This window comes from Chromobacterium paludis (assembly GCF_008275125.1).
Classification (GTDB): Bacteria; Pseudomonadota; Gammaproteobacteria; order Burkholderiales; family Chromobacteriaceae; genus Chromobacterium; species Chromobacterium paludis.
In genome coordinates, this window is sequence record NZ_CP043473.1 from 1,690,352 (window position 1) to 1,701,739 (window position 11,388).

The following is an 11,388-nucleotide window of genomic DNA, read 5'->3' on the forward strand; positions in this document are numbered from 1 at the left end:
GAGAAAATGAGGCAGGGCAGCGGAATTACCACTGTGCGGAAATCGAGAAATGAGTGATGGCCGGACGGTCCCAACCGGATGGTTGGTGCAAGGCGCGCTCGTGGGTCAACTCGGCGGATAGATGGCCTGCCAGGCTGGCCCTCAGGCCCACGGCCCATCCAGACAAGGCGCGGTCAGGACCGCTGTCATACGCCGGGCGCGCAATCTGCCCGGCATCCAGTCCCAGATAGGGCTCCAGCACCAATCCCTGGTATGGCGGAAGCGGCCAGCTCAGCTCATTGCGCGCGTAGTAGCCGCTCTGCCCCGTCAGCGAACTGGTATTGAAGCCGCGCACTGTGCTGCGGCCACCTATGGAGAACTGTTCACTGGACATCAGCAAGTCCGGGCTGTATTGACCGCGCAACTCGCTGCTCCAGCGCAGGGTTTGGCTGCCGGCATGCAGCGGCAGCTGCAGGCTGAGCCGGCCCTGATACAACTCATGGCGGGCAGAAGGGCCGCCTTGCGCCGCCAACGCATCCGGCTGCGCGCCCCAGGCGCCGATGCCTCGCTGATAAGCGAAAGCGCCGTCCAGCACCGCCTCTCCCCAATACTGGCGATGGCTAAGCTCCAGCCCGGCGATGGTCAAGTCCCGCCGCTGCTGTGACACTTCGGCATCTTCGACAAAGCTGCGCGACGCTTTGCGCGTCAAACTGAATTTGAGCTCGGTCTTGCTGCTCTGGTCGCGATGCAGCACTCGCGATAAAGACAGCTGGGTATTGCGGCTGTGGCCGCTGGAAATAAAGCTCTGATTCACGCCCTGCACAGTCTGGTGATACCCAAAGCCGCTGTAGCTGGCCATCGCCGTCCAATTGCCCAGAGGAATCAGCCAGGAGACCGCAGTCGAATGGCTTAGCGGATGCTGGCCATGCTCGGCGTCCTGTCCCCAAGATAAAGACAGCACATCGTTCAAACCCGACAAACCAGCCAGCGTCAGGCTGCCGTTCGCCTGCAGGCGACCGGTGGCGCTTTGCCCCGAATCATCCAGCGTCAACGCGCCGCTCAGCGGCCGCGCGCCTTGCCTGCTAACCACCACCACGCTCTCGCCCGGCGCGTCGCCCGGCGCCATCTCCATCGTCGCTTGCTGGCCAGGCAGCCGGCCCAACTGCTCCAGCCCCTGCTCCAGGTCCCGCACATTGAGAATCTCGCCCGGGCCGGTGGGGAAGGCGCTGCGCAAGCCGGCATCGTTGCCCCCCTCCTTCAGCCGGATGGCCTGGATGCGGCCCGGCACCACGGCCAGACGCAATTCGCCGCTGCGCAGGTTTTGTTCCGGCAGATACACGCGGCTAGTGACGAAACCGCGCGCGACAATGCGGTCCGTCAACGTCGCAACCAGCTGATTTAGCTCTCCCAAGCCCACGCAACCGGTCGTCGCGCCCTCTGCCGGCGGCTGCAGCCAAGACAGCCACTCTCCCGGCGCGCCCGACAAGATCACATGATGGATGGAGAAGCAGCGAGCGTCGGTCGTCTGCGTTTTGGCGGGAGGTGGCGCAGCCTTGACTGGCGGCGGAGTGAACGAGTCGGGACGTTTTTGCAACTCCAACCGTTGCAGATCCAGCTGTTGCTGATGGCTGCGCAATAGTTGATCGGTTTGCTGCCGCACAGCATCGGGCAACGGGTCTGCTGGGGAGGCGCCGCAGAATGCGGGCAATAGCAAGCCGCCCATGAAGGCGGCCAAGATACGAAGATTCATAACAAGGAAAATAGAGTAATTATTTAATTTATATTTCAAAATTTCTTAATATTTTAAATAAAAAATACATGAATCAAGCTAAGTGAAACTACCTACCAAAACCAATTTGCAGCAAAGTCCCTCACGTCCCCTAATTTGTGAAATTTTATGTTTTTACTCACATTGTATTTACAAACAAAATCCAATAGCTGCCCACTCAGGATCACTCCGAGCAGCCCGCAGTCGGCTTCGCGGATGAGTATGCTCACTATGGAGCCAGCATCCTTACCACACTTCCGGCCACAGGCCTGCCAGATCACCACGGTTTTCCATCAAAGACGGATGGCCGCTATCAACTGCTCTTAAAGCTCCCCCCCACTCGACAGCCCTGTGCACGCAAGCGCACAGGGCTGTTTTCCTCAGCATCCCCACACCACATTGCCACCACCATCGCTTAAACCTGCAGCCCCCTTCTCCGACCCATGCTTGACATTACATCTTACGATATATATCTTAAGATACGTATCGTAAGATATGCACCGGAGAGTACACATGAAACACAGACACCTTGACCAAGGATGGCCTCATCCGCTCGCTTGGCTGGCTGCCAGCGGTTTTGGCCGCCGCCATGGCGGCAGGGGCGCGCACGGCGGCGACGGCGAAATGACGCGTGGCCGCAAGTTCGGCGCGGAAGATTTGCAACTGCTGCTGCTTGCCCTGATCAACGAGCGCCCCTCGCACGGCTACGAGCTGATCAAGGAACTGGCCAGCCGTTCCAATGGCTACTACAGCCCCAGCCCCGGCATGGTGTATCCGGCGCTGACTTATCTGGAAGAACTGGGCCAGGTCACAGTGGAAGCCGCTGGCAACCGCAAATGCTATTCCATCGCCGCGCCGGGCCAGTCCCGCCTGGCGGAACAGAGCGAGCATGTCCAATTGATGCTGGCCAAGCTGCGCCACGTCGGCCGCAAGATGGAGCTGGCGCGGCGCGCCTATGCCGGCGAGGAGATCGGCGAAGACGGCGCTGCCGGCTGGACCCGCGAAATGATAGAGGCGCGCCGTGCGCTGAAGCACGCACTGCTCTTGCGCGACAATGCCGACGCCGACGAGCAGCGACGCATCGCCGCCATCCTGCAACGCGCCACCGCCGAGATTCTTGGCGACACACAAGCGTAAGGACGTCCCATGACCCCAGACCTGATGGTGCAGAAACTGCGCCACGCCACCCGCATGCGCCTGCTGCAAGTGCGCCGCGTGCAGCGACTCTCGCCCTCCATGCTGCGCGTGACCTTGGGCGGAGAGGATTTGGCCGGTTTCGTATCGGCCTCATTCGACGACCACGTCAAGCTGTTCTTCCCCGCGCCAGGCGAGGACAAACCCGCCATGCCGGCAGCCGGCGAGAGCGGCATCGCCTTGGCGGCAGACCACCCCAAACCGCCCATGCGCGACTATACGCCGCGCCGCTACGACGCCGTCAAAGGCGAATTGGACATAGACTTCGTGGCCCACGCCGGCGGCGTGGCGGCGGACTGGGCGCGCCAGGCCAAGCCCGGCGACTACCTGGGCCTGGGCGGCCCGCGCGGCTCCCGGGTGGTGCCAACTGGCTTTGATTGGCACTGGCTGATAGGCGACGAATCGGCGTTGCCTGCCATCGCCCGACGGCTGGAAGAGCTGCCCGCCCAGGCACGCGGCCAGGCCTGGCTGCTGGTGGAGGACGAAAGCGGCCGCCTGCCGCTCGCCGCCCCTGCCGGAATGGAAATCGTCTGGGTGCATCGCGCGCGGCATCAGGATTTGCTGCAGGCAGTGCGGCAGGCGCCGCTGCCCGCTGGCGTGGGCTACATCTGGGCCGCGGGCGAAAGCGGCGAGATGCGCCCGCTGCACCGGCATCTGCAGGCGCGCGGGGTGGACAAGGAGCGCATGCGCGTAGCCGGCTACTGGAAGCGCGGCGACGCCGGCGCGCACGAAAGCATTTCCGATTAAGCCTTGATATCCAGCGCCGTCCGGAAGAATTGAATCAAGGCCTCATTCATCTGCCTATGCAGGGCGGCCCGGTCAAAGCCGGGCGCGTCCTGGCAGATTTCCGGCTCGTGCCTGGCCACCGCCTCCGCGCAGGGCGCGAGGAAGTCAAAGTGCCCGGCGTTTTGCACCACCTTGTAATCGCGCGCGGTGGGCAGCAACGGATGCAGCTTGGCCTCCGTCGCCGGCTCCACGCCGTCGCCGCCCTTCTCTGAAATCCACAGAAACACAGGAATCTTGATGCCTGCCACGCTGGCCGCATCGGGGAAAACATTTAACGGATCGACTGCCGCCGCGGCCTTGACCCGTACATCATGTACCCAGTCGCGCATGCCCGGGGCTTCGCGCTCCAGTTGCCGGCAAAGGGGCCGATCCATCTTGCAGCGCACCTCGGAACCGGCGAAGTTAGGCACCGCCCCCGCCACGACCAGCGAGGTAAAACCGCCGCGGGAAAAGCCGAACACGCCTATCTTGGAAGCATCAATGCGCGACGCCTCCCGCGCCTCGCCCAGCATGTAGTCGATCACCCTTTTGATCTCGATCGGCCGCCGCTCAAAGGCCAGCATGTCCCACGGGTACTTCATGCTCATGCCGCTGTCCCCGGTGTGGTTCAAGGAAACAACCAGGAATCCGTTGTCCGCCAAGGCCTCCGCCGTGTCATGGTGGCCGTACATGCTGCCGGTGAAGCCATGAGAAATCACGATCAAGGGCAGCTTGGCCCCCTCCACCGGACAGTCCCGGCGGGCCCGAACCATGAAGGCCGTCACCTGGCGAGTCTCCGGCGGCCGCGCGCATGGCGACCAGATCGCGGCCTTCAATGCCGGAACCGTTTCGGTCGCCGGGATATCGACCAGCCGCAAGCCCGCGGCCAGCGTGAAAGACGCGCACGCCGCCAGAAGCGCGCCTATCGCGACAGGGATGATTTTGCTCAAGCGCATGAACTGTCTCCGTAAGCAGGAATCTGCATCCTACGCGAAACTCAAATAGCATTCCGCAAAATCAAGACACTCCCCCCGCCTCGCGCAGCAAGCGCTGCAGCAAGGGCGGCAAGTACTGGCGCTGCACGGTGATGGCGTAGAAGGTTTCCTCCACGCGCGGCACCGCGCAGTATTGCTGCAGCAGGCCCTTGTCCAGCTCGTCGCGCACCACGATGGCCGGCAGCAGCGCCACGCAGCCGGCGTCGCGCGCCAACAGCCGCAGCATGGCCATATCGTCCACTTCGGCGCGGATGGCCGGCTGCAGCGCCAGCTCCTCGCACAGCAAGTCGAAACGCAGGCGAATCTCGCTCTTGCGGCTGGGCGCCAGCAGCGGCAGCGCCGGCAGATCGCGCTCGAACTGGAACCCCCTCCCCTCGGGCAGCGGCGGCCCCACCAGCACCACGGGCTGGCGCGCCAGCGTGCGGCAACGCCAGGATTGCTTGTCGTCGCCCAGGGCCGGCCGATTGGACAGCACCACATCCAGTTCGTGCGCCTTCAGCCGCTGCAGCAGCTCGTCCAGGCTGCCGGACTCCAGCACCAGCCGCACATCGGCCGCTTGCAGCACCGGCTGCAGGAACCATTCCTGGAAGTTGCGCGACAGCGTGGCCACGCTGCCTATGCGCAAAGTGCCACGCCCCTCGCCGGAGGCGGCGGTGGCCAACAGCTCGTTGCCCAGCGCGAAAATCTCCTCGGCATAGCGCATCACCACAGCGCCCAGTTCGGTCAGCTGCAGCTTGCGGCCTTCGCGCAGAAACAGCGGCTGCCCCAGTTGCTCCTCCAGCTGGCGGATTTGCGCGGACAGCGCCGATTGCGAAACGTGCAGCCTTTCCGCCGCGCGCGTCAGGTGGCCCTCGCTGGCCACCGCCCAGAAGTAATGCAGGTGATGATAGTTGAGACGGCTCATTGTTCTTAAATTAAGAATGAAAACTAATATTTAATCTATTTTACTGAACATATTTCGTCAGGCAAAGTTCAAGCAGGATAAAAAACGGAGCCCAACATGCCCTTTGACCTGCTCGCCGCGCTGCCCTACGCCATCGCCTTGGCCTGGTTGCTGCCCGCCCTGTGGCCCGGCCGCGCGCTGCCCCGTCATTGGCAGGCCGCCCAAATCGCCGCGCTGGCCGGCGGCCTGCTGCTCTTTCCCCTGATCCTTCTCCCCACGCCGGCGCCGTGGTTCGCCGCCGCCTGGCTGATGCAGGCTCTGATCCAGCTGCTGGGCTGGATGGCGTTGCGCTACTCGCGCCGTTATATGCAAGGCGAGCCAGGCCAGTCGCGCTTTTTGCGCGCCATGGGCTGCCTGCTGGCGGCGGTGACGGTGGTGGTGCAAGCCAGCCATCTCGCGCTGATGGCGCTAGGCTGGATAGCCTGCAGCCTGGCCCTGCAAACACTGCTCACGTTTTACCCCGGCCGCCCGGCCGCGCAGCTGGCCGCGCGGCGCGAATGGCGCGCCAGCCGCCTGGCCGAACTCCTGCTGTTAGCCGCCCTGCTGCTGTGGGCGATGGCCGGCGGCAGCCTGAGCCTCATCCCTGGGGCGCCATCCGCGACGGCCGACGGCGCGCAGGGCTACGCCATGGCGGCCGGCCTGCTGCTGGCGGCGGCGGTGGCGATCAAGACCGCGCAGCTGCCTTTCCACGGCTGGCTCACCCAGGTGATGGAGGCGCCGACGCCGATTTCCGCGCTGCTGCACGCCGGCGTGGTCAACCTGGGCGGCATGGTGCTGATCAAGGCCGCGCCGCTGATGCAGGCCGCGCCGCCGGCCAATGCTCTGCTGCTGCTGTGGGGCGGCGCCAGTGCGCTGCTATGCTGCGTGGTGATGCTGACGCGCATCAGCGTCAAGCTGCGCCTGGCCTGGTCCACCTGCGCGCAGATGGGCTTCATGCTGCTGGAAATCGGCATGGGCTGCTATTCGCTGGCCCTGCTGCACCTGCTGGCCCACTCCTTCTACAAGGCTCACGCCTTCCTGCTGGCCGGCCAAACGACGCGCGACAGCGCCGCGCGGCGCCTGCTGGGCGCCGATGATGCCGACAGCCCGTACGCGCATCTGGCGCGCGGCCTGCTGGCGGCGCTGCTGCTGGCTGCCTCGCAGTGGCTGTGGCAGCGCTGGATTCCCGCCGCGGCCTTGCCTGCCGTGTTCTGGCTGGCGATCGGCCTGGGCATGGGCGCGTTGCTGCGCGGCTGGGCCGGCTGGCTGGCCGCGCTGGCCCTAAGCCAGACCTATCTGCTGCTGCACGCGCTGGCGGCGCAGATCCTGCCGCTGCATGGCCCGCAGCCGCCTGGCTGGGCGCAGGCCTTGCTGGCCGCGATGTTCCTGGCCGCCTTCCTGCTGCAAGGCTGGCTGCTGCGCCATCCGCAAGGCGCGCTGGCGCGCCGGATCTATCCGCATGCCTTCGCCGGTTTCCATCTGGACGAATGGTGGTGCATGCTCGGCCGTCGCCGTCAGCGTCCCGCCGCCGCCATCAGCCTGAGCTGGCCGCAACTGCAGGAGAGCCGCCGTGACTGATCATCAGCCCGCCATCGCCCGCGCCCTGTCCGCCATCGCGCCAGCCTGGCCGCTGGACAGCCTGGTGGCCAGCTCGCCCTACTGGGGGCTGCGCGAACTTCCCTTCCGCCAGGCGGCGGACACGCTGCGACAGGCGGCGGACAGCCCGCTGCACCTGCCGCGCAGCGCATACCGGGAGGCGTGGCGGCGCGGCGAAATCCGCCCCGAAGCGCTGGAAACCGCGCTGCGCGAAGCCGGCTGGCGCGACGGCGCGCCAGCCTGGCTGGACGATGCCTCCGGCGAGGACATGCCTGCCGCCTCGCCGCGCCCGCTCGCCGCTTATCATCCGGAAGCGGCGGGGCCGCTCAGCGCGCAAAGCTGGACCGATGTCGCCATCCAGCAGATCAGCCAGTTTTGCGCCGCCTGGTTCGACCGCGACCAGGCCAACTGGCACCTCGACCATGAGCGCGGCTTTTACGCCGCCTGGCTGGAGCAGATGCGCCACCCCTACGGCCTGAGCGCGCTGCCGGAGCGGCGCGAGCAGATCCGCCGGCGCGCCGAACAGCTGCCTGAAGACGCGGAAGCCATGCTGGCCGCGGGCCTCGCCCAGTTGCAAGCGCAGCCGCAATGGCTGGCCCCCTGGCTGCAAGCCCTGCTGATGCGCAATAACGGCTGGGCGGCCTGGTGCGCCTATCTGGGCTGGCAGGCTGGCCTCAAGGGCGAGCGCGACAGCCATCTGCGCCAGCTGCTGGCCATCCAACTGGCCTGGGAATGCGTGCTAGACGATGGCGCGCGCGGCCCAGGCAGCGCCTGGTCGGCCTGGCAGCGCGACTGGGCGCGGCTGAACGACTGCCAAGCCGACGCGCGCGGGCTGATCTGGCAACGCGCGCATGAACTGTCCCTGCACGCCCCGCTCGTCCAGGCGCTATGCCGTGAATCCGCCGCGGAAGACACCGCGCGCCCCGCGCTGCAAGCCGTGTTCTGCATAGACGTGCGTTCCGAACCGCTGCGCCGCGCGCTGGAAGAAACCATTCCCGACAGCCGCACCTGCGGCTTCGCCGGCTTCTTCGGCCTGCCGCTGGCCTACCGCGCGCCGGGCAGCGCCGCCGCCCAGCCGCGCCTGCCGGTGCTGCTGGCGCCGGCCTGGGAGGCGGCGACGGCGCACGCCTCCACGCCATCTGCCGCCCGGCGCGGCTGGCGAGCCTTTCAGCGCTCGCCGCTGGCGGGCTTCGCCTTGGTGGAAAGCGCCGGCCTCGGCAAACTCGCCTCGCTGATCCGGCGCGGCAAGACGCGCGCCGGTCAGGCCACCCTGCCGCAGCTCGACCCCTGGCTCACGCCAGACAGCGCCAAGCCGGCGCCGCAAGACGGACTCAGCCTGGACAGACGGGTGGAGATCGTGGGCGGCCTGCTGCCCGCCATGGGCCTCGCCGACCCGCTGGCGCCCTGGGTGCTGTTGACGGGACACGCCAGCCACGTCAGCAACAATCCGCAGGCGGCGGCCCTGCAATGCGGCGCCTGCGGCGGCCATGGCGGCCACCAGCATGTGCGGCTCCTGGCCAGCTGGCTCAATGATCCGGCGTTGCGGGAACGACTGGCGGCGCAGGGCCGCCCCCTCCCCGCCGACACGGTGTTCCTGCCCGCGCTGCACCTGACCCACAGCGACGAAATCCTGCTGCTGGACACCGACGCCTTGAGCGAGGACGCGCGCGCGCGCCTGCCAGGCCTGCAAGCGCAATTACAGGCGGCGTCGGCCTTGGCGCGCAAGCGCCGCGCGCCGCAAGTGGGCCTCGCCCCGGAAGCGGACGACGCCGTCCTGCTGAAAAGAATGCGGCAAAAGGGCGGCGATTGGGCGGAAACGCGGCCGGAATGGGCGCTGGCCGGCAATGCCCTGTTCATCGCCGCGCCGCGCGCCAAGACGCGCCGGCTGGACCTGGGCGGCCGCGCCTTCCTGCATGAGTACGACTGGCGGGCCGACCCGGACGGCAAAGGGCTGCAGGCCATCCTCGCCGCGCCCATGGTGGTGGCGCACTGGATCAATATGCAGTACTTCGCCTCCACCGTGGACCCGCGCCGCTTCGGCAGCGGCAACAAGCTGCTGCACAATGTGGTGGGGGGACGCATCGGCGTGTTCGAAGGCAATAGCGGCGATCTGCGCATCGGCCTGGCCTGGCAGTCGGTGCATGACGGCCAACGGCTGCGCCACGCGCCGCTGCGGCTGGCGGCCTGCGTGGACGCGCCCCCGGACAAGCTGGCCGCCGCGCTGGCGGCGCAGCCCATTCCGCGCCAACTGGTGGAAAACGGCTGGCTGCACTTGTATTGCGTGCACGGCGAGACGCCGCTGCGCTGGCATGGCGATGGCGGATGGAAGCATGACTAAGCCGCGCGCCGCCCTGCTCACCCGCCACGGCAAGCATGCCGCCATCGCGCCCGCCCTGGCCGCCATAGGCTGGGAACTGGCGTTGGTGGACAGCTTCGACACCGACAGCCTGGGCACCTTCACCGGCGAGACGCCGCGCGCCGGCAGCCAGCGCGACGCGGCGCTGGCCAAGGCCAAGCTAGCCTGCGAGATCAGCGGGCTGCGGCATGGCATAGGCAGCGAAGGCAGCTTCGGCGGCGACCCCTGGCTGGGCCTCAGCGGCTGGGCCAACGAACTCCTGCTGTGTTGGGACGCCGAGCGCCAATACGCTGTGGAAGCCTGGACACAGGGTCCGGAAACCAATTTCCGCCACTGGACGCTGCGCGATGTGGCCGCCTTGCCAGACCTCCTGCGCCAGGCAGGCTTTCCCGATCACGGCCTCATCGTCGGCCGGCCCGGCGAGGCGGCATTTCACAAGGCGCTGGCCGATGAAGCCGCGCTGCGCGCGCATCTGGCGCGGCATCTGTCAGATGGCCCGCTGCATCTGGAAGCCGATATGCGAGCCCACCGCAACCCCACGCGCATGGCGATGGTCTCGCGCTGCGCCGCCGCGCTGGCGCAGCGGCTGGCTAGCGCCTGCCCAGACTGCGGGGCGCCCGGTTTCGGCGAGATCGCGCCGCGCTCCGGCGCGCCATGCGCAGACTGCGGCGCGCCCACGCGGCAGCCCAGCGTGCGCCGCTGGCAATGCCCATGCTGCCAGGCCTCGCGCCAACACCTCTTGCAGGCGGCCGCGTCGCCGCAATACTGCGATTACTGCAATCCTTGAGCCTTAGAGAACCATGAAGTCATTGAGCCCCACCCCCGAAGGACTGGACCAGGCCGCCGCGCTGTTGCGCGCGGGCGAGCTGGTCGCCGTGCCCACCGAAACCGTTTACGGCTTGGCCGCCGACGCCACCCAGCCTGAAGCCGTGGCCGCCATCTTCCGCGCCAAGAACCGGCCGGCCGATCATCCGCTGATCGTGCACCTGCCCGGCCTTGCACACTTGGATGAATGGACCGCGCGCGTCCCGGACTGCGCCTGGCCGGTGATGGAACAGTTCTGGCCCGGCCCGCTGACCCTGGTGCTGCCGGCAAGCGAAAAGGTGCCGGCCATCGTCAATGCCGGACAAGACACGGTGGCCCTGCGCTGGTCCAGCCATCCGCTGCTGCAAGCGCTGCTGGACCGCCTGCAGCGGCCGGTGGCGGCGCCGTCGGCCAATCCCTTCTGCCGCATCAGTCCCACCAGCGCCGACCACGTGCGCGCCCACATGGACGGACGCATCGCCGCCGTGGTGGATGGCGGCCCCTGCGCGGTGGGCATCGAATCCACCATTCTGGACCTCAGCGGCGCGCGTCCTGCCATCCTGCGCCCCGGCGCCATCACCGCCGCCATGCTGGCGCCTTACCTCGACCTGGCCGACGCCGCCGCGCCCGACGCGCCGCGCGTGCCCGGCAATCTGGCCTCGCATTACGCGCCGCGCCAGCCCTGCCATCGGCTGGAGGCCGACGAGGCGGCGCAGCGGGTTCATGACGCCGGCTGGCGGCACGCCGCCGTGCTGGCCATCGAAGCCCCAGCCGCGCGCTGCGGCTGGTTCAAGCGCATGCCGCCGACACCGGAGGGCTATGCCCAGGCGCTGTACGCCGCGCTGCACGAAGCCGATGCCAGCGGCTGCGCGGCGGTCTGGATCGTGATGCCGCCCGACGAGGCGGCTTGGCGCGCCGTGCGCGACCGCCTGCAGCGCGCCGCGCGGCCGCTCTGAAACGCATTGCCCAAAGAAAAACGGAAGCCCGGGGGCTTCCGTTTTCACTGGCA

The 11,388-nt window shown here is 67.3% G+C and carries 9 protein-coding genes; 6 read left to right on the plus strand and 3 right to left on the minus strand.

All coding sequences use genetic code 11. The features are described from left to right. Nucleotides 1–25 precede the first annotated feature (25 nt). Nucleotides 26–1,651: a ShlB/FhaC/HecB family hemolysin secretion/activation protein gene (locus tag FYK34_RS07625; RefSeq protein WP_168209676.1), complete on the minus strand. Its 1,626-nt coding sequence runs from the start codon at nt 1,649–1,651 to the stop codon at nt 26–28. Nucleotides 1,652–2,260: 609 nt separating this feature from the next. On the opposite strand from FYK34_RS07625, the gene FYK34_RS07630 reads away from it, so the two are divergent. After that, the gene (locus tag FYK34_RS07630) at nt 2,261–2,884 is read left to right on the plus strand and encodes a PadR family transcriptional regulator (RefSeq protein WP_149295808.1); all 624 of its coding nucleotides are present in this window, start codon (nt 2,261–2,263) and stop codon (nt 2,882–2,884) included. 9 nt (nt 2,885–2,893) lie between these two features. Further along, nucleotides 2,894–3,688 (plus strand): siderophore-interacting protein, encoded by a 795-nt coding sequence (locus tag FYK34_RS07635; protein WP_149295809.1) that lies wholly within the window; start codon nt 2,894–2,896, stop codon nt 3,686–3,688. Here the strand turns inward: FYK34_RS07635 and FYK34_RS07640 are convergent. Further along, complete coding sequence (locus FYK34_RS07640; RefSeq protein ID WP_149295810.1) at nt 3,685–4,662, minus strand: alpha/beta hydrolase family protein; 978 nt, start codon at nt 4,660–4,662, stop codon at nt 3,685–3,687. The genes FYK34_RS07635 and FYK34_RS07640 overlap by 4 nt on opposite strands. A 61-nt stretch (nt 4,663–4,723) precedes the next feature. Further along, nucleotides 4,724–5,605, minus strand: a complete 882-nt coding sequence (locus FYK34_RS07645; RefSeq protein WP_149295811.1) for a LysR family transcriptional regulator — start codon at nt 5,603–5,605, stop codon at nt 4,724–4,726. 96 nt (nt 5,606–5,701) lie between these two features. Between FYK34_RS07645 and FYK34_RS07650 the strand changes: the two genes are divergently transcribed. From FYK34_RS07650 to FYK34_RS07665, 4 genes are read left to right on the plus strand one after another with little or no spacing between them, the layout of a single operon-like run. Beyond that, entirely contained in the window at nt 5,702–7,201 is a 1,500-nt protein-coding gene (locus FYK34_RS07650; protein ID WP_149295812.1) for an NADH-quinone oxidoreductase subunit L, read from the plus strand. After that, nucleotides 7,194–9,557, plus strand: coding sequence for a YbcC family protein (locus FYK34_RS07655; RefSeq protein ID WP_149295813.1), 2,364 nt, complete (start codon nt 7,194–7,196; stop codon nt 9,555–9,557). The genes FYK34_RS07650 and FYK34_RS07655 overlap by 8 nt, the downstream gene beginning before the upstream one ends. Next, nucleotides 9,550–10,362, plus strand: coding sequence for a DUF6671 family protein (locus tag FYK34_RS07660; RefSeq protein WP_149295814.1), 813 nt, complete (start codon nt 9,550–9,552; stop codon nt 10,360–10,362). The genes FYK34_RS07655 and FYK34_RS07660 overlap by 8 nt, the downstream gene beginning before the upstream one ends. Before the next feature lie 13 nt (nt 10,363–10,375). Then, complete coding sequence (locus tag FYK34_RS07665) at nt 10,376–11,335, plus strand: L-threonylcarbamoyladenylate synthase (RefSeq protein WP_149295815.1); 960 nt, start codon at nt 10,376–10,378, stop codon at nt 11,333–11,335. The last annotated feature ends 53 nt before the right edge of the window (nt 11,336–11,388 follow it).